Origin of the sequence: Opitutus sp., assembly GCA_024998815.1 — a bacterium.
In the GTDB taxonomy this organism is placed as follows: domain Bacteria; phylum Verrucomicrobiota; class Verrucomicrobiia; order Opitutales; family Opitutaceae; genus Rariglobus.
Window position 1 is genome coordinate 605,923 of record JACEUQ010000001.1, and the last position, 22,601, is coordinate 628,523.

A 22,601-nucleotide genomic window follows, 5' to 3' on the forward strand; every position below is an offset into this window, starting at 1 on the left:
GTGATCACTTCTTGGTCCAGGCGTCCTTGAGCGAGATTGTGCGGTTAAACACCAGCTTGCCGGGGGCGTTGTCCTTGCTGTCCAACGCGAAGTAGCCCACGCGTTCAAACTGGAAGCGGTCGTCGGGCGTCGCCGTTGCCAGCGAGGATTCCAAACGGGCGGTGATCACTTCCAATGACTGCGGGTTGACCACTTTCATGAAGTCTTCCTCCGCGCCTGGCTCGGGCACGGTGAACAACCGGTCATAGACGCGCACTTCTGCGGCGATGCTGTGGCTGGCGCTTACCCAGTGAATCGTGCCTTTGACCTTTTTGTCCGAGTTGGGGCCGCCGGCGCGGGTGGTCAGGTCGGCGGTGCAGCGCAGCTCGGTGATGGCTCCGGCGGCGTCTTTGACGATTTCGTCGAGCTTGATGATGCAGGCGTATTTGAGGCGAACCTCGCCGCCTGGCTTGAGGCGGAAATATTTGGGCGGGGGCACCTCGGCGAAGTCATCACTCTCGATGAACACCTCGCGGGTCAGGGCGACCTTGCGCGTGGTCGGGGTTTCGTCCTGGGGGTTGTTGGTGGCGTCGCACTCGATGACTTCACCTTCGGCGAGGTTGGTCAGGACGATCTTGATCGGGCGGAGCACGCCGAGGCGGCGGACCGCCAGGCCGTTCAGCTCCTCGCGGACCACGTGCTCCATCACGGCGATGTCGGTGAGGGCGTCGAACTTGGTGACGCCGGCGCCGATCACGAACTTGCGTAGGGCGGAGGCGGGGATGCCGCGGCGGCGCAGGCCGGAAATCGTCGGCATGCGCGGGTCGTCCCAGCCGGTGACCACGTTACCGGTCACGAGGTGGAGCAGCTTGCGCTTTGACACGATCATGTAGCCGGGGATGAGTTTGGAAAACTCGTACTGGTGGGGCAGGGCGCGGGGGAGATCGAGGCTCTCCAGAACCCAGTCGTAGAGCGGGCGGTGGTCGACGAATTCGAGGGTGCAGATGCTGTGGGTGATTCCTTCGAGGTAATCGCTCAGGCAGTGGGCGTAGTCGTAGAGCGGATAAATGCACCACTTGTCGCCGGCGTGGTGGTGGGCAACGTGGCGGATGCGGTAGAGCAGGGGATCGCGCAGCCACATGTTGGGCGCGGTCATGTCGATCTTGGCGCGCAGCGAGCGGGCGCCGTTGGGGAACTCGCCGGCGCGCATGCGCTGGAACAGGTCGAGGTTTTCCGCCACCGAGCGGTTGCGGAAAGGGCTGTCCTGGCCGGGCTTTTCCGGGGAGCCGCGATAGGCCTCGGTGTCCTCGGCGCTGAGGTCGCAGACGTAGGCTTTACCCTTTTCGATGAGGGTGAGCGCGTAGGCGTAGAGTTGTTCAAAGTAGTCGCTGGCGAAGAACGGCTCGACGGCGGAAGCTGGGAGCTGGGAGCTGGGAGCTGGGAGCGAGACAGGAGCCAGGTAGTGGTCGGGGCGGCCGTTGACGGTCTGGGCGGCGGGGTGGGCGCCCTTGGCTTTGACGCCGAGGCAGTGTTCGGCCCAGCCGGCGATCAGCCAGTTGACGTCCGTGGTGATGGAATCGACGTACTCGAGCTCCTCCTTGGCGGGGTTGGTGTCGTCGAAGCGCAGGTTGCAGGTGCCGTTGTTTTCGCGGGCGATGCCGAAGTTCAGGCAGATCGACTTGGCGTGGCCGATGTGCAGGTAGCCGTTGGGCTCGGGGGGGAAACGCGTAACGATCTTCTGGTGACGACCTGCGGCGAGATCGGCGGCGACGATGTCGCGGATGAAGTCACTGGGGGTGGCGGGAGCGGGCGTGGCGTTGGTCTCAACGGTCATAAAGGCGCAACTTGCAGGGCGCGGAGGCCGTCGGCAACGCTACATTTAGAGTTCCTTACGGGGACGTATCCGGTTCAGGGCGGACTTCGGCGCGGGTTGTGAATAAGGTCCCGAAATTTGCGTTTGCCGCAGGCGGGGGCGGCGTCTCAATGCCCGTCTCTTTTCATGTATCTCAAGGCCCTCAAGCTCCACGGTTTCAAGTCCTTTGCCGACCCCTCGACTCTGCGTTTCGAACCCGGCGTCACCGCTATCGTCGGGCCCAACGGTTGCGGTAAATCCAACGTGGCCGACGCCATCCGTTGGGTGCTGGGTGAGCAGTCCGCCAAGGCCCTGCGCGGCGGCAAAATGCAGGATGTCATTTTCGAGGGTGCCGACACCCGTAAACCCGCCCAAATGTGCGAGGTTTCGCTGCTGCTCACCGATTGCGAAAAACAGCTCGGCAGCGAGTTTCACGAGATCGAAATCATGCGCCGCGTCCACCGCGACGGCCAGGGCGAGTACTTTTTCAACGGTCAGCCGTGCCGCCTTAAGGACATCCAAAAGCTGTTCATGGATACCGGCATCGGCCGCACGTCCTATTCGATCATGGCCCAGGGTCAGATCGACCAGATTTTGTCCTCCAAACCCGAGGAGCGACGCGCCGTGTTCGAAGAGGCCGCTGGTATCACCAAGTACAAATCTCAGCGCAAGGAGGCCCTGTCCAAGCTCACGCTCACCGACGCCAATCTCGTCCGCGTGGCCGACGTGGTGACGGAAATCGCCCGCCAGATCGGCTCGCTGCGGCGTCAGGCGACCAAGGCCCTGCGCTATAAAAAACTCATCTGGCGCCTGCGTCACCTCGCGCTGGCTCATCACGGTTGCAACTACGCTCAGGTCAGCACGACCTTGGCGCATTTGGAGGAGCAGGTCATTCAGTTGCGCGCCGCCGCCGAGACTCGTCGCACCCACCTGCACCAGCAGCAGTCCGCCCTCGAGGGGCAGAAGGCCCGTCGTACCCAGCTCAACCAGCGCGTGCAGGAGGCCCAGCAGGCGGTCTTCGATCTACGCTCGGAAAAGGAACAGGCTGAGAATGCCGCTAACCTTTCCATGATCAAACGCTCCGGGCTTTCCGATCGCTTGGAGGCTTCGCGCGCCAACTTGGGCGAGCTCGATATGCAACTCCACGAACTGTCGTCGCAGGTCGACACCGGTGCGCAGGATAAACAGATGCAGTTGGCCTTGCTCGGCGGCTCCGACGCCGTTTTCCAAGACCGCAACCGCGAGCTCGCGGTGGTCGAGGCTGAAGCCACCAAGCTCGAGCAGGAGTTGCAGCAAACCAAGTTCCAGATCCTCCAGTTTGAGAGCAATGTGGCCCGCTTGCGTACCGATTGTTCCAGCTACGAGGTAGACCAAAAAACCTCCGCGCACCGGCACGAATCCGTCGCCAACGAACTGGAAAGTCTGCGCCAGCAGCAGTCATCTGCCGCGCAACAACTCTCCGAGCTCAGTGCTCGCGTGGAGGAGGCCACGGTCGCCAAAGCCCGCGCCCACCAAGAGGCGCAGGACGTGCAGATCCAAATAGGTGATCTCACTCGCGAATTCCGCGACGGGCAGAAGAAACTCCAGGATATCGACCGCCAACTCGCCCAGCGTACCGCGCGCTTGAACCTGCTCAAACAGTTGGCGGAAAAGTTCGAGGGCTTCGGCGAGGGCGCGAAAGCGATTCTCCAAGGCCGCCTCGCGCCTGCCTTGGGCGAATCCAAGGCGACCCCGATCACCCACGGCTTGGAAATCCAGCCCGTTCATGCCAAGGCGGTGGAAGCGCTGCTCGGGTCCGCCGTTGAGGCGATTAACGTGGCCGATGTCGGCACTGCCCAGAAAATCCTCGCCCAGCTTGAGGTCGAGCAGATCGGCGCCGCCGTCCTGCAAATTTCCACGCTCAAGTCCGAGATTTCCAATGTCACCGCGCTGCCGCCGGGGCTCACTCCGGCCACCGCCGCACTGGTTAACTACGACCCGGCGCATCCTGCGACCGCGCTTCTTGGCGCCTGTTATGTGGCGGAAAACCTTCACGCATTCCTCGATTTCTGGCGCGATAATCCGACCTTCCAATTCCTCGCTGTGGCCACCGCCAAGGGCGAAGTGGTCGACCGGCGCGGACTTATTTTTGGCGGGTTCGCCAAAAAATCCAACAACAGCATCGTCCAGCGCGAGATCGATATGCGGGAGACCGCGCGGCTACTCGCCGACGACCAACTCGCCCACGATAGTCAAAAGGCGGTCATCGAAAGTCTCAGCACGCGTCTGGCTGAAGCCGAGTCCACGCTCGAAGAAAAACGCGCCGAGGTGCTCGAGGCCTCGCAGAACGTTGCCACCGTGCAGTCCGAGGAGCGCAACGCCCAGCGTTCACTCGACGAGCTCGGCACCAAGGCCAACCGCATGGAATCGGAGCTGCAGGGACTCGAAGCCCAGCGCAACGAGACCCAGACCCGCTTCGAGCGCGCCCGCACCGCGCTCACTGATGCCAACGCCGCAGTTGAGGCCGGTCGCGCCCGCATCAACGAAATGGAGACGCGCCTCACCGAGTTGCGTGCCGATCGTGACATGAAGCGTGAAAACCTCGGTCAGGCCCGGCTTGATCTGGCTGATTGCCGCCAGAAGGTCGAAGTGCTCGACCGCGGTATCGCCGACATGGAACGCCGCCGCAACCAGCTCTCGGCGATTCTTGTGCAGCGCCAGCAAGAGGTGGAGGTGTGGACCGACCAGATTGCCTCGCTGGAAGTGGAAAGCGGCAACCAGAAGTCGCGCGCCGCGCAGATCGCCGAAACCCTCGTGGTTGCCCAGCAGCAGGTGGAGCATATCCGCATCGAACTCGGGGATGTTGAGCGCGAAATCGGTGGGGTGGAAAACTCGCAGGACGGCATCCGCACGGACGCGGAGAAGGCGCAGGCCGATTTCAGCCGTTGCGAAGTGGCGCTGGCCCAGAACAAGTCGCGCGCCCAGTTCCTTGAGGAGGACGTGCAACGCGAGTTCCAGATCCGCGTCGGCCAGTACGACTGGCGGGCGATTTTGTGGCGCTCCGAAGATGATCCCCCCGACCTCAAGATGCTCGATCTCGACGACGACGAGGATGAGGATGCCGAGCCGGCTGCAAAGAGCTCTGAGCTAAGAGCTGTGAGCTTGGAGTCCAAAGCCTTGAGTATTCAATCGGTACCATCTGGGCCGGAAGGCGAAGTTTCTGCCACGCCTTCCGATCAACCGTCCTCCGACTCCGCACCCGCTTCCGCCGAGGCTGCGCCGGTTAAACGTCGCAAGAAGAAGGGGCCCAAGCCCGATCCCACCGAGGATGATCTCGTCGCGTTGGAGAAATCCGCCGACTGGAGTTCGATCAAAGTCGAGGTGGACGCCCTGCGTCAGCGGCTGGCGAGCATGGGTGCGGTGAACACCGGTGCCATCGAGGAATACGCGGAGCTCAAGCAGCGCTACGACTTCTTGAAGGGGCAAAGCGACGACTTGAACAACGCCAAGGCCGATTTGATTAAGACGATCGACGAGATCAATCAGACCTCGATGACGCAGTTCCAGATCACCTTTGACCAGATCAAGAAGAACTTCGTTTACACCTTCCAGACGCTCTTTGGCGGCGGTATCGCAAACTTGGAGTTGGTTATGACCGACGATATTCTGGAGAGCGGCATCGAGATCACCGCTCAACCGCCCGGCACCAAGTTAAAGGGCATCACGCTGCTTTCCGGTGGCCAAAAAACCCTGACGGCGGTGGCGCTGCTCTTCGCGCTCTACATGGTGAAACCTTCGCCGTTCTGCTTGCTCGACGAATTGGACGCTCCGCTCGACGAATCGAACATCGGGCGTTTCACCAACCTGCTGGGCAAGTTCGTGGATAATTCCCAGTTCATCATCATCACGCACAACAAGCGCACGGTCTCGGCCGCGCAGGCGATTTACGGCGTGACGATGGAGGAACGCGGCGTCTCCAAGACCGTTTCGATGAAGTTCAGCGCCAACAAGGGCGACCTTGAAACCCATCAGGAAAACATCGCCGAGTCGGTGCGCGGCGCGAAAAGCACGATTGGCGGCTGAAGCTGAAGTCGAGCCGTTATGAAGTTACCCAAGATCAAACTGTGCTGGAACGGATCGATGGTAGCGGCCGATTGGCGATTCGGGCTTTTTGGCGGTTATGCGCGCAGTCCCGGCGGCCGCAGGATCGGCTGGGTAATCAGCCTGCGTGGCGTCGTGGCCTGGTTATCGGTCCTGTTGGTGTTGGGGTATTTCTCCGGGGCGCTCGCGTTGTGGGTTTTGTTGGAACGGCGTCCGTATAACTACGTCACGTACACGGATCTGATTTTGCCGACGCGCTGGAGTGGGATTGGGAAACTCCGTGGACAGGCCCAGATCGCGGAAGGGCTGGACGATATAAAGTCCAAGCGCTGGGGTGCGGGTGTGGCCAAGTTGCGAGTCGGCATTGCCCGTAACCCAGATGAAATCAAGGGGCGTTTGGTGCTCGCCGAACTCTACTTGGCCATGAAGGCGAGCAAGCAGGCGATGGCGGTGTACGACGGAGGATTGCAGGCGGTTTATCCTGGCCGCGATTACGTTGAGGCGATGATCAAGGTCGCGGCACAATCCGAGGATTTTGAGTGGTGGTTGCGCACCTGCGATCAGGCGCTCGCAAAGCTTTCCAATAATCCGGCGCTGGCCGGAGATCGCCGGTGGTTAATTCAAGAAAAGCTCCGTGCGCTCATCGCCGCCGAGCGCCCTGCCGAGGCCCTCGCCTTGGCGGAGGCTGAAGGTGAGAGCCGCAATCCGGCGATCAGCGAACTCCGTGTGTTGGCGCTGTTGTCCGCCCATAAACCGGGCGAGGCGGTGAGTTTTCTGCGCGATTGGGCCGAGCGAGTTGGGCCCAATCCCGACGCGCAAATTCTGCGGTTGCAAGTGCGGGCGTCACGGGAGGCCGGGGATTTGGCCGCGATGGGGCAGGCGTTGGAAACCCTGCGCCAATTAGCTCCAACCGATCCTCGTCCGTATGTTTATGGCATCGTGCAACGCGTCTTGGCCGGCCAACACGACGAAGCACGGCGGGTTCTCGATTCGTTCTTTCTGCGGTTTGGAAGTACCGCCCAATACTTGCAGATGCTGGCCGCGCCCTTGGCTGAAATTGCCGAGCGGGATTTGATCGAGCAGGTGATCGTCTTTGCGCGCCAACAGGGCTTTGAGCTGACTGCGCTGCGGCGCTCGTTGGTGCAGTCGCTGATTTCCCGGGGGGATTGGCGGGACGCTTCGGGAGTGCTCAGTGAACTGGCTGCAACGTCCAAAAAAGACCCGGCCTCGAATGCGTGGTATGAACTGATGAACGCGCAAATCCAAGCCGCGCTCGATCCCTCCGAGGGTACGCAATCGAACCTGGTGAGTTTGGTGCGGGGGCGGCAGTTCCCGCTTAGTTTATACAAAAGCCTGGTCGGTAATCTGCAGCGAGCTGGAAGGCTGACCACGGCGCGGGAGCTCATCACCTTTGCCCAAGGAGTTTACCCCAAAAACACGGTTTTGGAGTCGATGCGCAAGGAATTGGATACACGCATCGCCTCCGATGTCGTCACCAAGGAGCGTGAGACCACGCTCGCCACCGCGTCGCGCCGCAGGGAGTTGGATACCGCCCTGGCTGCGGCGGTGGCACGCCCACCGAGTCCGCCAAAATTGCCCCCGCTGAAAGCCGCTGCGGGCATTCCTTCGACGACGGCGGCAACCGCAGTGCGGGAGGTACTGGGCGAGGCGGACTTCTTCAAGCGCCTGGACGTGTTATCCCAGGAAAAAGACTTCGCCGGTGCGTTGCAGTCGATTCGTGATTTGCGCCGGGCAAAGCCGGCCTGGTTGAGCTCAAGGGAAGAGGATCTTTCGCTGGCCGAAGTGCGCCTCAACGGCCGCGCAGGGGACTCGCTTGCGCTGCGCTCGGTGGTGCGCCGTTACTTGACGGGTGATCGCCTGCGGGGGGCGCAGGTCATTGAGGTCGCCCGCGAATTGCACACCAGTGGACTCAAGGACGAAGCGTTGCTGGTGCTGCGCGAGTTGGTCGCCAAAATGCCGGATTACCGGGTTGCCCAAAATCTTCTGGCAGAGTGGGGCGCCAAGCCCCCAGCGCAGCAATAGCACCGCCGATTAAAGGGGGGCTTCCTTCATCCAAATTTGGCCATTCCCATTCGCCGTTCAGTCGGTCGTCGGAACTCGTCGTCAGGTTCGCTAAAGTTTGGTTGAAAACCCCGACCGCGTTCCCAACGTTGGCCCTTTGTGGAAGCCAAAACCAAGTCCGTCCCGTCCTTCGAGGTCGCCCTCGCCCGTCTTGAAACCATTGTTGAATCCATGGAATCAGGCGACGTGCCACTGGCTGAACTCCTGGCTAAGTTTGAAGAGGGCAACGGCTTGCTGAAAACCTGCGAGGCTCGCCTCAAGGAGGCTGAGCTGAAGATCGACCAGCTTAAAAAAGCCAAGGATGGAGCCGCTTCCCTGCTGCCCTTCGAGACCAAACGCGAAAGCTGAGCCTGCCTTGCCGAACCAATCGCCTCCCACCGGCTTCATTGCCCCTCCCGTTTTTTCGTTGATGAACACGCTTCCTGCCGTTTCGGCCCTGGCACCTCATTCGCCCCGTCTGCTGGACGGCATTCGCGGTCCCGCCGACGTCAAGGCCCTTGCGCCCGAGCAGCTCGCCCAGCTCGCCGCTGAACTGCGCAGTGAGATCATCGCGGTCACCTCCAACAGGGGCGGCCATGTCGGCCCTAATCTGGGCGTCGTCGAGCTGAGCATCGCGTTGCACCGGGTATTCACCACGCCTGACGACCAATTTGTTTTCGACGTCTCCCACCAGGGCTATGTCCACAAACTGCTCACCGGACGCGGCGGTGATTTTTTTAAAAATTTGCGCACGACGGGTGGCGCCAGTGGGTTTCTTTACCGCGCCGAGAGTCCACATGACTCTTTCGGTGCGGGCCATGCCGGCACCGCGCTCTCCGCAGCGTTGGGCATGGCCACTGCGCGCGATTTGCGCGGCTCCAGTGAGCATGTGGTCGCATTGTGCGGTGACGCGGCGTTTACCTGCGGAATCACCATGGAGGCGCTCAACAACGTGGTGAGCTCGACCAAGCGCCTGGTCGTTATCCTCAACGACAACGAGTGGTCGATCGCCAAGAATGTCGGTGCGCTTTCCAAGTACCTTAACCGCCTCTCCACCCACCCGACCTACAACAAGGTTCATCACGATTTGGAGAAGTTTTTCACCGGCCTGCCCGGCGGCGTGGACATGCACCGCATGTGGGTAAAGTGGAAGCGCGAGACTAAGGACTTCATCGTCGAGTCTTCGCTGTTTGAAAAATTCGGCCTGCGTTACCTAGGGCCGATCGACGGCCACAACATCGACGAGTTGGTCAAAAACCTGGAGTTCGCCAAACAGAGCGACACGCCGGTGATCCTGCACGTGCTCACTAAGAAGGGCAAAGGCCTCGACGCCGCCATCGCCCATCCGGAGAAATTCCATGGCGCCAGCCCCTACGATCCGCTGACCGGGGAGAGCCTCAAACCCTCGGTTGCCCCCGCCACGCCGCCCGCTCCCAATTATCAGGATGTCATGGGCAAGGCCCTGGTGCGTTTCGCCCAGGCCGATCCGCTGATCGTCGGCATCACCGGTGCCATGCCGAGCGGCACCGGGTTGTCGCACCTCGCCACGGCGTGCCCGAAGCAGTTTTTTGACGTCGGCATCGCCGAGGAACACGCGGTGTTGTTCGCCGCCGGTCTGGCGACCAAGGGCATCAAACCGGTGGTGGCGATTTACTCCACGTTTATGCAGCGCGGTTACGACCAGATTATCCACGACGTCGCGCTACAAAACCTGCCCGTGACCTTTTGTATGGACCGCGCCGGCCTTTCGCCCAACGACGGCCCGACCCATCACGGCCTTTTCGACCTCGCCTACCTGCGCCCCGTGCCCAACGCCACGATCATGCAGCCCAAGGACGAGGACGAGCTCGTGGACATGTTGCACACCAGTTTACACCTGCCCGGGCCCGGCTTCATCCGCTACCCGCGCGGGGCCAGTATCGGGGTTAAAATCAAAACTCAGCCCGCCCTGCTTCCGGTGGGCCAAGCCGAGTTATTAAAGCCCGGTTCCAATATCATGATTTGGGCGTTGGGCAGTATGGTGCACGATGCGCTAAAACTTGCTGCCCGGATAGAAGCAGCCGAGGGGCTCTCGGTGGGCGTGGTCAACGCCCGCTTCGTCAAACCCCTGGACCGCACGCTCCTGCTCAGCCACGCGGCCTGTATTCCACTGATCGTTACGATGGAGGATCACGTCCTGGCGGGTGGCTTTGGCAGCGCGGTTCTGGAGGCGCTGCAAGACGCCGACTGTCCTGCGGCGGTCGAACGCATCGGCTGGCCGGACAGCTTTGTCGAGCACGGCACAAACCAGGAAATCTTGCGGGCTGCCTACGGGCTTGCGCCCGACGATATTTACCGGCGCGTGCTGGACCGCTGGCGCAATCAAGCGGCGAGCCGTCTTGATGCCAGCGCCTGAGTGTAACCAAAGTCTGCGTACGTCCGGCGTTTTCCGGCGTCCGTTGCGGGAAGTTTGCGTTTTGGTGGAGGCCTGTTTGCGTGCGGGGCCAATTCTTATGATCAACGCCTTCGCTCCCAATCTCACTCAACATGCCCCGCGTAGTGCCCGCGTCCGCCTTGGCGGCTACGCCCACTTGCCACGCCTGCTCGACAAGGCCCGCGCAGTGCTCGCCGGCACTGGCGGCGAATATCACTACAACTGTTCGCTCGACCGGCGCTTCTTCGATTTCACCGGCATTGACCACGAGGCCATGCTGGCCGCCATCAAGAGCGGACTTACCGACTCCCAGATGCTCGCCTGGGTTAATGAAAAAGCCCGTAAATCCCCGGTCGAAGTCGTCGCCTGGTCGGCTTGGCTTGAGCAGAATGGGCCTGGTTCGGCGGATATGCACATGTGGATGGCTGGTCGCATCACGGAAACCGCCCCGGGTCGTGAGGACATCAAGACCTTCTTCGAGCTGCTCGATCTGGACGATTACGTCAGCTTCGGCGGCAAAGCCTAAGAGCTCCTTAAAATACTGCGCTGCTATCGCCGGAAACTCCCGGTGAGAGTAGCTGCGGCGAGCAACAGGATGGGTGGGTAGCTATCGGCACGACGTTCATAGCGAACTCGAAGACGGCGAAAGCGAATAACCCAACTGATCGTCCGCTCAATCACCCATCGATTTCGGCCAAGACGCTCTGAGCTCTCGATGCCGCTTCGGATTATCCGAGGCACACTCCCATGTTTTCCCGGTTCGCGCCGGTTACCAGCGGAGTCATAGCCCTTGTCGGCATCAAGCTTTCTGGAATGACGACAAGGGCGATCAGGCGGACCATGAATTGAAGTGATTTTTTTCTATCGTATCAGAGGGCTGGGCTCTAGCGCAGCAACGCGGCGCTGCGCCATTGGGCTTTTGGGATGTACGCCATGCTAATCAAGATGAGCTGGGAGGCGACAAACACCACCAGGGCAACGAAGGCCTGATCCATGAAGCCGTAACTGTGCAGGCCGACGCCGAGCATGTTCGTGCCAAACCAGCTCCAACTGGTGACGATGTTGCCAAAAATCGCCAGGGCCATGATCCCGCGGGTACGAGCCAGACCGCCCCAGCGCGCGTGCAGGATGATGGCGTTCCAAATCACGATGATCAGCGCGCCGTTTTCCTTCGGATCCCAGCCCCAGAAGCGCCCCCAAGACTGGTCAGCCCAGATTCCGCCCAGGATCGTTCCCACCAGGCTGAACAGGGTGGCAAAACAGGTGATGCCGTAGACCATCCGGTTCAGCGAATCGGCCGTGGCCTGATCAAGCGAGCGGGTGAACACACCGCGCCCCACGTAAATGATCGCCAGGAACCCGGCCAGATAAGTGGCCGAGTAGCCGATGGTGATCACCACGACGTGCGTGGCCAACCAGAAGTTGGAATCGAGCACCGCGCGCATCATTTCCAGTGTGTCGCCAGTGAGCGAGAGGTGATGGGCGATTACCAGGGTGCAAAACCCGGTGAGCGCCGCCGCCACCGAACCGATGCCGTTGCGGAAGATTTTCTCCAAAATCAGGCAAAGCCCTACGCTGCCCCAACCCACGAACAGCGCCGAAGAATACAGGTTGGTCACGGGCGGACGGCCCTCGATCCACATGCGCAAAAGGATGCCCGTGGTCGTAGCCACCCAAGCCAGCAACACCAAGTAATACGCGCTGCGCTGCAGGGCATCGGGCCACTTCAGCCACGAGAAGACCGCCAGCAAGAAGGCCAGCACGTAGAGCGTCATGCTGGTGTAAAACGGCTCGGCTTGGTTAAAGCGCACCTCGGCGTCGGTCTTTTTTAAAACATCCGCGTACGAGCTTTCGGCCTCGGCGCGCTGCTTGGCGAGCAGGGTGTTAAACTGCTCGGCGTTCTGTTGGGTCCACGTGCGCTGCAGCCCGGCGAAGGTCAGCGCGTGGACGTTAACTGAAGTGTTTTTGAACGTGCCGAGGAGCGCTTGGCCGGCCTTCGACCAGTGCGTGTCGGCGGCACCCGCTGCGGGCGGCACCACTAGCAGGCTGCCGATTTGGTCCATGCGCAGGAATTTGGATCCCATTTGCATAACGAAACTGGCCAGTTCGGGGTTGGTCGACTTGCCGGTTTCACGACTCCGCACCGCCTCGATTCCCGCCTCAAGGTTGTCTTGCAGGCGCAGCAGTTCAGCGAGGAAATCCGAGCCGTCGGGCATGACCACGCTGTGTTTGAGCTGCTGGTAAAAGATGACGTGGTTGCGCAGGTTGACCACCGCGCGCTGGTACGGGGTGCGCACCGCTGACTCGACGCCCTCGGCCAGTCCGGCTTGGCGATCGAGCTCTTCGAGTTTGGGTGTTAGCTGGCGGTAGGAAAAACGCTTCTTGCCGTCACCGTCTTCGATCTTGAGGCCGAAGACATCGAGCAGGCCGGGGTTGACGATTTCAAAGTGCTGGTAGGTGTCGGCACGATCCGGGCGGAAAAACACGTCGAGCAACCAGGCCGAGGGCGTGAGGCTGGTGCCGTCGGGGGTGACGACCCGCTGGCGGCCTTGGAGGAGCAGCAGGGTGTTGCGCGCGACGCTGTCGAGCGGCTTGGTGCGGCCATTGGCGACAACGGGAATGCGGCCAAAGCCGTCGAGGTTGAAGTCTGATTTGGTCGGCCGCAGTAGCGGGCTGGCGAGGTAAAGCGCACCGAGCAGGAGAACGAGAGCAGGAATGAGGCGTTTGAAGGACATCGGGACGGGTGGAGAGAAACTGATTTTTTAACGCAAAGATCGCAAAGGACGCAAAGTAGAGAGGCCTTAGGGTTGGTCGGCACCCTTTAGTATGATCCGCGCCATACCGTTTTTAATGGTGGCTTCATGGAAGTTGAAGATGAGTCCAATGGGCGCGTTGAGAAGTCGCATGTAGCTTAGGAGTTGGGCACGGTGGACGGGCAGGATTTTTTCCACGACTTTGTTTTCGACGATGACACAGCCTTCGGCGTAAACATCCAGACGTAGGGGTTCTTCAAAAATGAAGCCTTTGTATTCAATCGGAACGACCAATTGGCTGACTGCAGTGATCCCGCGCAGTTGGAGTTCACGCATGAGGCATTTTTCATAAATGCTCTCGATCAGGCCGGGACCTTTATGCCTGTGAACCTCAATAGCCGCACCGATTATTTCGGAGCTGAGTGCTTGGGCTTTCTGGTAGTTCGGGTGCATGGCCTTTGCGTCCTTTGCGATCTTTGCGTTAAAAATGCCGTTCTTTCCTCAGGCGGTTTTGCGGCGCTTGTTGGCGAAGGCGAAGAGGTGGATGCTGAATTGGACGCTTAGGCCCAGGCCCATCAGGATGCAGGCAATGTAGGGGAGCAGCCAGCTGGGGTTGCGCACCACTTGGAGGATCGTGGTGGTGTCGTTGTTATCAAACCCCGCCTGATAAAAGGTCAGGCCGTCGTAGCGCAGCGGGTTGTTCATGTAGATGAGCGTCTCGCGGTCGGTGCTGCCGTCGGCAGAGTGCAGGCGCACTTTGCTGGCGAAGTTCTTGGGGATCTCGGTGCCCATGTAGCGGTCATGGGAAAATTTCAGCAGGGTGAGCGAGTAGGGCTTGTAGGCGCGGGTGGGGCGCAGCGCCATGCGGAAGGTCCGGCCGGCGTAGTCAAAGACCTGCGGCTGTGCCAGCATGCTCGAAACCACCCAGGTGCCCAGCGAGGCGTTGCCCGGGCCGATCAACTCAACGACCGCCGTGGGCAGGTTGCGCTCGTTCTGCTTATAGGTCATCGCCATCGGCATAACCACCAGCTTGGCCCCGATGTCGCGGGTGGCCGGCGGGGGCGTGCTGACGTTGCCCAATTGTTCGCGCATCTGAATCGTTGCATTCGGGTAGTAGCTGCGGGAGACCACTCGGAAGGGCAGGCGCTCGTGCTGGATCGGCTCGTTTTTAAGCAGGTGTTCGGCGGGGATGGCGACCACTTGGTCCCACTGCGGATCGGTGACGTCGGTGATGGCCAGCTCGTTGTCACGGTAGCTTTCCGAGTAGTTGCGCGTCTGACCTTGATCGAGGCGCAGCTGGAACTCTTCCTGCCACAGGCCGGTGAGCAGTTCGCCCACGAGCAAAATGATCAGGCCGGCGTGGGTGAGGAAAATACCGGATTTTTTCCAGCTAAACTTGAATCGGTACAGGTGCGAGGCGACCAGGTTGAGCAGGAGCAGGCCGCCGATGAAGTAGCCGCCCGGAAACACCGGCACGGGGAAACCTTTGATGTCCCAGAGCACAAAAAAGGTGCGGAAATATTTCTCCTGCACCGCCCAAATGCCCAGGTTCACTTGGTCGAGGGTGGCCGCGAAGATCAGCACGATCGACAGCGCCAGCAGGACGACCGTCACTTGCAACGAGGTGAAAAACTTCACGAACGAATTCCAGATGTCGCACATGGCTCAGTTGGTTTTGAGGGTTTGAAGAAAGCCGATGAAGTCGGTTTTTTTGGCGGCCACAAAGGCGTCGGGACCGGTTAACTTAAAGAACCAGGTCGAGCCCTTGACCGGCACGATGGCGCCGAGGACGCGTTTGCGCTCGGGGGCCTCGGGGCCGACGAGTTCGACCAGTTCCACGTGAAGGGTGTTGATGTCGAGGTGGGTCAAGGTGCTGTGCAAGGCTGCGGCATCGACGGGGGCGAGTTGGAGCTGGCCGCGCCAGCGGTTCACGTTGGCGAGCAGGCCGCCGACGTCGCCGGGGAATGCGGTGACGGCGAGTTCAGCCTGTTCGCCGGCCGAGGCGCCTGTGAGGATGAAGGTGGCCTTGCGCATGGCGGAGGCGGGGCGGGTTTGCCAGGCGGCGGGGGCAGTCCACGAGAGATCGGCGCCGCTGGCGGTGGGGACGGCCGTGGAGGCCATGTCGGTGCCGCCGGGAGCGGTGGCAGGGCCGGAGCCGGGAGCCGGGGCAGCACTGGAGTTAACCGGCGGAATGCCCAGGCCGGCGTGGGGATCGTTCGCCGGCGCGGGAGTGGCGGCAGCTGCAGGGGGGCCGGCCTCCTTGGGGGTTTTATAGGTGACGATCTTGGCTTCGCGGCAGGCCGGGGCGGTCAGGAGCACCACGCAGACCGGTATAAAGTGGAGGAGACGTGACGACATAAGTATCGCGATTCCGATAGGCGTTAAAAAAACTGCAACCCAAACTGGTCGGATATTTTTCCCCAGCCTTGAGCTTTGCAGGTGGAGCCGCACAGTCGGCCGCCATGCAATTGTTACCCCTAGGAGATTGCGCCATTTTGGTGGTGCTCACAGCGAAAACCCATGCCGCCGCGTTGGATGCGGTTGAGCGTTTGGCTTGGGCCTTGAATAACGACCCGCTTGTGGGTGTTTCCGACATCGTGCCTGCGTACACCACGGTGGTGGTGCATTATGATCCGGTTAAAGTGCCCCCCGGGCAGGGCGCCCCCTTTGAACGAGTGGAACGGTGGATCCAGGCCGCGCCCTCCGTGCCCTTGGCGACCAAACGACCGGCTGCGCGCGAGGTGGTCATTCCCGTGTGTTATGGCGGCGAATACGGGCCGGATTTGGCGGGCGTGGCGCAACATACCCGGTTAACCGAAGACGAGGTCATCCGGCTCCACTCCAAGGGCGTTTACCGGGTCGCTGCGGTGGGCTTTTCGCCCGGTTTTCCCTACCTGTTGGGCATGGCCCAAAAACTGGCGACGCCACGTTTGCCCACGCCGCGTATGGCGGTGCCGGCGGGCAGTGTGGGTATCGGCGGGGTGCAAACCGGCGTTTATCCCTCGGCCACTCCAGGCGGTTGGGTGCTGATCGGGCGCACCCCGGTTCGCCTATTCCGGCCCGAGGACGAGGCCGAGCCCACGTTGTTGAAACAGGGCGATACGGTTAAATTCACCGCTATCACGCCCCAGCAGGCAGCGAAACAGATGGAGCGCGTCGCGCCCTTGATTACCCCGAAGGTTTCCAAACAATCCGCCGCCTTCGAGGTGATCAAGGCAGGTATGTTGACCACGGTGCAAGATCTCGGCCGCCCCGGACGTCAGCATCAGGGCATCTCGGTTGGCGGGCCGATGGATCGTACGGCCGCCCGCGTGGCGAACGTGCTGCTCGGTAATGACGAAAATGAGCCGTTGCTCGAACTCACGGTCAACGGGCCTGAGTTGCTGTTTTTACGCGACAGCTGGATCGCGGTCACCGGCGCCGAAGTCCGCGGTGTGCCGGGCTGGCGGCCGTGGAAGGTGGACGCGGGGCAAATCGTCGCGTTAACCGAATTGGTGCGCGGGGCCCGCGCCTACCTGGCGATTGCGGGCGGGTTGGAGGTGGCGCGGGTGTTGGGCGGCACGGGCACTATGCTAAGCACGGGCGTGGGTGGCTGGAATGGGCGGGCGCTGAAAACCGGCGACCGACTTGGTGTGCGGCCGGGCTTATTGGAAATGGAAGGACGTTGGAGCGCGTCGGCGGAGTTTCGCGCCACGAGCGCAGGCGAGGTTACGGTGCGCTTCATTGCCGGGCCGCAGTGGGAGTGGTTTTCGGCGCCTAGCCGTCGGGCGCTGTTGGCCGAGCCCTTTAAAATTACCGCCAAGTCGGATCGTATGGGGCTGCGCTTGAATGGTCCTGAATTGGGTTTGGAGTCACCGTCACGGGAATTGTTGTCGGAGGGCATCGCTTTTGGCTCGGTGCAAGTGCCTCCCGATGGCCGGCCCATCGTGCTCATGGCCGACCGGCAGACGGTCGGCGGTTACCCCAAAATCGCGCAGGTGATCGCCGTGGACTTGGCCAAGTTGGCGCAGGCGCGCACGGGCGACACGGTGCGGTTTGAAGAAGTGACGCTGGAGGAGGCGCAGGCGCTGTACCTTGAGCAGGAGCATTCGCTCGCGATGCTGGCGTCGGGGGTTCGCGCCAAGGTCAAACGGTCCTGACGATGGCTTCGGTGGTCGACCTGAATTGCGATCTCGGTGAAGGCGGGGGCGATGACGCGGCGCTGCTGCCGTTGATCACTTCGGCCAACATCGCGTGCGGCGCCCACGCGGGCGACACCGCCATGATGCGGGCGACGGTGCGCGCGGCGCGGCAGCACGGCTTGGCCATCGGTGCGCATCCCGGGTTTGCCGATCGGGAGTTTTTTGGCCGCCGTGAGCTGGCGTTACCTCCCGCCGAAATCGACGCTCTGGTGTACGCGCAAGTCGTGGAATTGCGTGCGATCGCCATTAATGAGGGTGCTAAGCTCACGCACGTGAAGCCGCATGGGGCTTTGTATAATTTAGCTGCGCGGGATGTCGCCGTAGCGCATGCTGTGGCCGCTGCGGTGGCGCGGGTGGATGCGGGTCTATGGCTGTACGGACTGGCGGGCGGGCAACTGCTCGCGGCGGGACGTTCGCACGGCCTACGGGTGGCGGCCGAGGTGTTTGCCGACCGCACGTATCTGGCCGATGGCTCGCTCACGCCCCGCGATCGTCCGGGCGCGGTGATCGTAAATAGAGATGACGCGGTGACTCAGGTGCTGCGCCTGCTCTGGGAGGGGCGGGTGCGAGCGGTTACGGGCGAGGATGTGATCATCGCTGCCGACACCGTTTGCCTACATGGCGACGGGGCGGGCGCTGCGGTATTCGCCCGTGGGTTACGCGCGGGGTTGCTTGGAGCAGGCGTGCAGTTGCACGCTTTGGGTTAGGCACAATGCCTATACGTCATAACCAAAATAGAACTGATGATGAATTACGCTCGACTGCGGAGTTCAGCATTAAGGCCGTCGATCGATTCAACTAAGGCACGCGCCAAGTCAGGCGGGTGTGCGCACTCAACGGGTTTTTGCCGTGGTGATGGCCAAGCCATAGGCGCGAACGCCTTGGGCCAAAGCCTCAGCCAAAGCGGCGCGGTAGGCGGGAGCGGCGATCCGGCGGGCTTCGTCGTTGTTGGACAAATAACCGGCTTCGATCAGAACCCCTGGACTATCGACCATTCTTAGCACGGCGAAACGGGCCCGCTTAAATCCACGGTCTTCTGCGTGGAGCGCGTCGATGACCTGGTTGTGCATGTGATAACCCAGAAGAGCATTCCAGGGGTCGTAGCGATTGCCTGGGTTCCGGACGTTGTCGCTGGCATCGCGTTTCGCGCTACTGGTGGATCGCTGGTATTGCGGGGTCATCACATAAGTCTCTGAACCACGCACGGTGGGTGAGCCGGCAACTGCGTTAAAATGAATGCTGATGAAGAGGTCGGCGCCTGCCTTGTTGGCGATCTCGGCGCGTCGGGGCAGCTCGATAAAGCGGTCGTCGGTGCGCGTCATGACTACCTTGTAGCCTTGTTGAACCAAGAGCGCGCGTAAGCGCATGGCTACGTCGAGAGTGAAAATTTTCTCGTCCAGTTTAAATGCCTTGTTTTGGGTCCCGGTATCCTGGCCGCCATGACCAGCATCAATCGCGATTACGCGCAGCGCCGGCGGTGCTGGGCTGGCCACTGAGGACGGACTGAGAAGCGGAAGGAAGAGCTTTTCGGCGTCAATACGGCTGATGTAAATCGTGCCGTCACGCTCCACCGCAGGTTCACCCATGAGCACGCGCAGTCCGTTGATGTTAACATCGCGTTTATCGTCCTCGAGTTCGATACGGGACACGCTGGATTGCATGCGCATCGATTGGCCTCGCTCGATCCACGTCGCTTTTAAGCCGAGACGGGCGAAAAAGGCGCGGGCGTCCAGATAGCTGACACCTGCAACCTGGATGGTGTTTCCGCTGCCGCTGATGGTCGTTTTGCTCGCTGCGTTGCCAGCCAGAGCGGATGAGCCCATCAACAAAATGAGCGCGGCAAAAGCCGCGCTCATGAGGGAAGTATGCCGTAACCGAACCATGCCCGGCTACTGGCTCAGGCCTTTGCCGGAACCTCGTCGTCGTTGGACTCTTCGTGTCCGTGGTCGGAACCGGTGTCGTCGATCGCTTGTTCGTCGGTCTCGAGGGTGTATTTCCGCTTGCGCTTATTTGCGGGTAAGGGAGTCAACATGACGTTGATCTGCTTGCCCATCAGGCGCGGGGTGGAATCGGGATGGCCCATGCCTTCGAGTTCGGCGAGTGCCTTCATCATGACGCCAAAGCCAATCTCGGTGTGCGCCATTTCGCGGCCGCGGAACTTCAGGCGAAGCTTCACCTTGTTGCCGTGATCGAGGAATTCCTCGGCGTGACGGATTTTGGTGAGGAAATCACCGCCTGCGATACGCGGCGTGAACTCGATTTCCTTGAGCTTGGTGGCGGTTGTCTTGGCGTGGCTCGCCTTCTTTTGCTCTTCGTAAATGTATTTGCCGAAATCCATGATGCGGCAGACAGGAGGCTTGGCGGTCGCCGCCATCTCGACGAGGTCGAGATTGAACTGCTGCGCCAAGGCCAAGGCACGCTCAGTCTGCATAATGCCGAGCTGTTTGCCTTCAGGGCTGATGACGCGAATTTCGGGCTCTTTGATCCGCGAGTTACGGCGGATGTGTGCAAAAGGGTCGTTGTTACGACGCTGAAAGTAACCGGGGCGGTTGCCGCCCGAGGAGGGGAACGAGTTGGCCATCAATAAGGAGGTTGCAGGATTAAAGCGGGTGCAGGTTTCTCCCAAGCTTGGATGGAAGACAATCACGAAGTGATTTTATCGGGCAAAGACCCCAGCGGTCCTTTTCCGCCGGAGGTTCACCGCAGCCAAGCAACGACCAGGGAATCTGCGCCATCCACACGCCTTTTGCTTACCATACCAGCAGGCCGCCGGCGAAGGTCAGGCCGGCGCCGACCGAGCAGAAAATGATTTTATCGTCCGGCTTAAAAATCCCCTCTTCAGCCGCCCAACCCAGCGCCATCGAAACGGACGCGCCCGAGGTGTTGCCATACTTGGCAATGGTCACGACAAACTTCTCGAAGGGAATTCCCACGCGCTTGCCCACGGCGCGCAGGATGCGCTCGTTGGCCTGGTGCGGTACGATCCATGAAATATCCGCCGGCGTGAGGCCGTGACGCGTCATGGCGTTTTCGATCTCGTTGGCGAACGCGATCACTGCGCTCTTGAAGACAGCTCCGCCGTCCATCTGAAGGAAAAAGTCCCCGCGGTCACTGCCGTCGGCGTTGGGCATGAGCTGGCGAGCCCCGCCGCCGGGACGTTGAATGGCTTCGAACGCCGCCGCATCACCGGAAAGCGCCATGCGATGCAGTCGGTGGCCACCGGGCGCATCAGTGAGGATGGCCGCACCCGCGCCGTCGCCAAATAGGAAGGCGGTTTCGTGGTCGTTGGGGTTGGTGATTCGCGAAAGCAGCTCGGCGGTGACAACAATGACGTTTTTGGCGGTGCCGCCACGGATAAAGGCGCGGCCGACTTCCAGGGCGTAGAGCCATCCGGAGCAGGCGGCGTTGACGTCAAAGGCGAGCGCCTTGTTGCAGCCGAGGTGCTTGGCCAACGCACTCGCCATCGAGGGCACGGGCTGGTCGGGAATAATGGTGGCGAGAATAATGCCGTCGATCTGCGCCGCAGTCATGCCGGCCTGCGTCAGCGCGTGGTTGACGGCGATGGCGGCCAGACTGGTCGCCGAGGCGTCGGCGTCGGCGTAGCGGCGCTCTTTGATGCCGGTGAGTTTAAGCATCTCCGCCTCGGTGCGGCCGGGGAACGCCTTTAAAATCTCGCTGGTGGCGCGGACGTTCTTGGGCACCGCATAACCGATGCCGGCGATGCAAACGGTCTCGGCGGGGGCCGATGTCGGTGCGCAGCTTTGGGCGCTGAGCGCTGCGAGTCCCGAAGCGGAAGCTGCGGGGCGGTTGGCGAGATAACGGGTGATGTCGTCGCCTGAGACGCGCCCGCCGGGGCCGGTGGCCTCGATACCGACGATGCTGGCGGGGTCGAGTCCGGCCTCTTGGGCGAGCTTGGCGGCGCGAGGCGTCCATTGGATGCCTGCTGCCGGGGAGGCGTCTTTTTGGACGGGCGTAGCAATAACTGCGGGAGACGCAACGGGTGCGACTGCTGCTGCAGGAGCGGACTTCGTGGCGGAAACCGCAGTGGCAACGGGCGTGGCGGCCCCCGCTTTGACCTGAAGATTTTTAAGTGAAATGTCCGTCGTGCTGATGCGCAGGAACGGCGAGCCGCTGGGCAGGATATCTCCCGCTCGGGCTTGCACCACCTCGATCACGCCGTCGCAAGGCGCCTCGAACTCGAAAACCGATTTGTCGCTCTCCAACTCAGCGATTTTATCACCCTTGGAAATACGCGCGCCGGCGGCGACCTTGATATCGATAACAGTGAGTTCGCTGACGGTCGCGCCCATGGAGGGAATCGGCACGTCGATGAGGAAGGTGTCCATCAAAGTTTTGGTTTTAGGGTGAGGTTGGCGACGGTCTTGAGACGGTCAAAGGAAGGGCCGGTGCAGACCGCTTAAGCGCGGGCGAGTTTCCAGAAGGCGAGGCACTTTGCGAGGAGCGCTTCGAGTTCGGGGAGCGGCACCATGTTGGGACCGTCTGAGAGGGCGTTGTCTGGATCGGGGTGGGTTTCGAGAAAAAGGCCGTCGGCCCCGGCCGCGAGGGCGGCGAAAGCGAGCGTGGGCACGAACTCGCGCTGACCACCGCTCTTGCCGCCGGCGGCACCGGGAAGTTGAACGCTGTGGGTGGCGTCGAGAATCGTTGGATACCCGTTGCGCGCCATGATCGGGAAGGTGCGCATGTCCACCACCAGATTGTTGTAACCGAAGGTGGCGCCGCGCTCGCATTGCCAGATTTCGGCGGCACCGCCGTGCTTCAATTTTCCAACCACATGCACCATGTCGTTGGGCGAGAGGAATTGGCCCTTCTTCACGTTGACCACCTTGCCGGTGGCAGCGGCGGCGAGGAGCAAATCGGTCTGGCGGCAAAGGTAGGCGGGGATCTGAAGGACGTCGCAAACCTCGGCGACCGGGGCGCATTGACCGGCGTCATGGACGTCGGTCACACAGGGCAGCCCGTAGTCTTTTTTAACCAACGCGTGCAGGGCGAGCCCCTCCTCGAGCCCGGTGCCGCGACCACCGGCGATCGACGTGCGGTTGGCTTTGTCGAAGGAGCCCTTGAACACCAAGTTGAGCTCGGGGTAACGGACGCGCAGCTCGACGAGTTTCTCGGCCACCGAGCGCACGACCTTCTCGTTTTCGAGTGAGCAAGGACCGGCGAGAACAAGGAGGCGCTTAGGATCGAAAAGTGGCATGGGGGGAGCGGAAGTAGCGAGTAGTGAGTAGCGATTAGTGGGGCAGTAGCGATTGGAGAGTAGCAGG

General features: G+C 61.4%; 16 protein-coding genes and 1 pseudogene. 7 read left to right on the plus strand and 10 right to left on the minus strand.

Going from position 1 to position 22,601, the window contains the following annotated elements:
* Nucleotides 1-4 precede the first annotated feature (4 nt).
* The gene (gene glnS, locus H2170_02610; protein ID MCS6298983.1) at nucleotides 5-1,813 is read right to left on the minus strand and encodes a glutamine--tRNA ligase; all 1,809 of its coding nucleotides are present in this window, start codon (nucleotides 1,811-1,813) and stop codon (nucleotides 5-7) included.
* A gap of 165 nt (nucleotides 1,814-1,978) precedes the next feature.
* Between glnS and smc the strand changes: the two genes are divergently transcribed.
* The 5 genes from smc (at nucleotide 1,979) to H2170_02635 (ending at nucleotide 10,911) form a co-directional block, all read left to right on the plus strand.
* The gene (smc, locus tag H2170_02615) at nucleotides 1,979-5,893 is read left to right on the plus strand and encodes a chromosome segregation protein SMC (protein MCS6298984.1); all 3,915 of its coding nucleotides are present in this window, start codon (nucleotides 1,979-1,981) and stop codon (nucleotides 5,891-5,893) included.
* 18 nt (nucleotides 5,894-5,911) lie between these two features.
* Entirely contained in the window at nucleotides 5,912-7,954 is a 2,043-nt protein-coding gene (locus H2170_02620; protein MCS6298985.1) for a hypothetical protein, read from the plus strand.
* Between the two features lie 138 nt (nucleotides 7,955-8,092).
* Nucleotides 8,093-8,341: an exodeoxyribonuclease VII small subunit gene (gene xseB / locus H2170_02625; protein ID MCS6298986.1), complete on the plus strand. Its 249-nt coding sequence runs from the start codon at nucleotides 8,093-8,095 to the stop codon at nucleotides 8,339-8,341.
* 61 nt (nucleotides 8,342-8,402) lie between these two features.
* Complete coding sequence (locus tag H2170_02630; GenBank protein MCS6298987.1) at nucleotides 8,403-10,367, plus strand: 1-deoxy-D-xylulose-5-phosphate synthase; 1,965 nt, start codon at nucleotides 8,403-8,405, stop codon at nucleotides 10,365-10,367.
* 97 nt (nucleotides 10,368-10,464) lie between these two features.
* Entirely contained in the window at nucleotides 10,465-10,911 is a 447-nt protein-coding gene (locus H2170_02635) for a DUF5069 domain-containing protein (protein ID MCS6298988.1), read from the plus strand.
* Nucleotides 10,912-10,934: 23 nt separating this feature from the next.
* Here H2170_02635 and H2170_02640 read toward each other — a convergent pair.
* The 5 genes and pseudogenes from H2170_02640 to H2170_02660 form a co-directional block, all read right to left on the minus strand.
* Nucleotides 10,935-11,123: pseudogene (locus H2170_02640) on the minus strand (transposase).
* A 146-nt stretch (nucleotides 11,124-11,269) separates the two neighbouring features.
* A complete protein-coding gene (gene ccsA, locus H2170_02645) occupies nucleotides 11,270-13,120 on the minus strand; it encodes a cytochrome c biogenesis protein CcsA (GenBank protein ID MCS6298989.1) in 1,851 nt (616 codons plus the stop codon).
* Nucleotides 13,121-13,186: 66 nt separating this feature from the next.
* The gene (locus tag H2170_02650; protein MCS6298990.1) at nucleotides 13,187-13,591 is read right to left on the minus strand and encodes a GxxExxY protein; all 405 of its coding nucleotides are present in this window, start codon (nucleotides 13,589-13,591) and stop codon (nucleotides 13,187-13,189) included.
* A gap of 48 nt (nucleotides 13,592-13,639) precedes the next feature.
* Nucleotides 13,640-14,800: a cytochrome c biogenesis protein ResB gene (locus H2170_02655; GenBank protein ID MCS6298991.1), complete on the minus strand. Its 1,161-nt coding sequence runs from the start codon at nucleotides 14,798-14,800 to the stop codon at nucleotides 13,640-13,642.
* A gap of 3 nt (nucleotides 14,801-14,803) precedes the next feature.
* The gene (locus tag H2170_02660; GenBank protein MCS6298992.1) at nucleotides 14,804-15,496 is read right to left on the minus strand and encodes a hypothetical protein; all 693 of its coding nucleotides are present in this window, start codon (nucleotides 15,494-15,496) and stop codon (nucleotides 14,804-14,806) included.
* A 104-nt stretch (nucleotides 15,497-15,600) separates the two neighbouring features.
* On the opposite strand from H2170_02660, the gene pxpB reads away from it, so the two are divergent.
* Together pxpB and H2170_02670 are read left to right on the plus strand one after the other, a co-directional pair.
* The gene (gene pxpB, locus H2170_02665) at nucleotides 15,601-17,277 is read left to right on the plus strand and encodes a 5-oxoprolinase subunit PxpB (protein MCS6298993.1); all 1,677 of its coding nucleotides are present in this window, start codon (nucleotides 15,601-15,603) and stop codon (nucleotides 17,275-17,277) included.
* 2 nt (nucleotides 17,278-17,279) lie between these two features.
* Nucleotides 17,280-18,026: a LamB/YcsF family protein gene (locus H2170_02670; GenBank protein MCS6298994.1), complete on the plus strand. Its 747-nt coding sequence runs from the start codon at nucleotides 17,280-17,282 to the stop codon at nucleotides 18,024-18,026.
* A gap of 126 nt (nucleotides 18,027-18,152) precedes the next feature.
* Here H2170_02670 and H2170_02675 read toward each other — a convergent pair whose 3' ends face one another.
* The 4 genes from H2170_02675 to kdsA form a co-directional block, all read right to left on the minus strand.
* The gene (locus H2170_02675; GenBank protein ID MCS6298995.1) at nucleotides 18,153-19,175 is read right to left on the minus strand and encodes an N-acetylmuramoyl-L-alanine amidase; all 1,023 of its coding nucleotides are present in this window, start codon (nucleotides 19,173-19,175) and stop codon (nucleotides 18,153-18,155) included.
* A 41-nt stretch (nucleotides 19,176-19,216) separates the two neighbouring features.
* Nucleotides 19,217-19,900 (minus strand): translation initiation factor IF-3, encoded by a 684-nt coding sequence (locus tag H2170_02680; GenBank protein MCS6298996.1) that lies wholly within the window; start codon nucleotides 19,898-19,900, stop codon nucleotides 19,217-19,219.
* 169 nt (nucleotides 19,901-20,069) lie between these two features.
* A complete protein-coding gene (locus tag H2170_02685) occupies nucleotides 20,070-21,665 on the minus strand; it encodes a beta-ketoacyl-ACP synthase 3 (GenBank protein MCS6298997.1) in 1,596 nt (531 codons plus the stop codon).
* A gap of 71 nt (nucleotides 21,666-21,736) precedes the next feature.
* Nucleotides 21,737-22,534, minus strand: a complete 798-nt coding sequence (kdsA, locus tag H2170_02690; GenBank protein ID MCS6298998.1) for a 3-deoxy-8-phosphooctulonate synthase — start codon at nucleotides 22,532-22,534, stop codon at nucleotides 21,737-21,739.
* Nucleotides 22,535-22,601 lie beyond the last annotated feature (67 nt).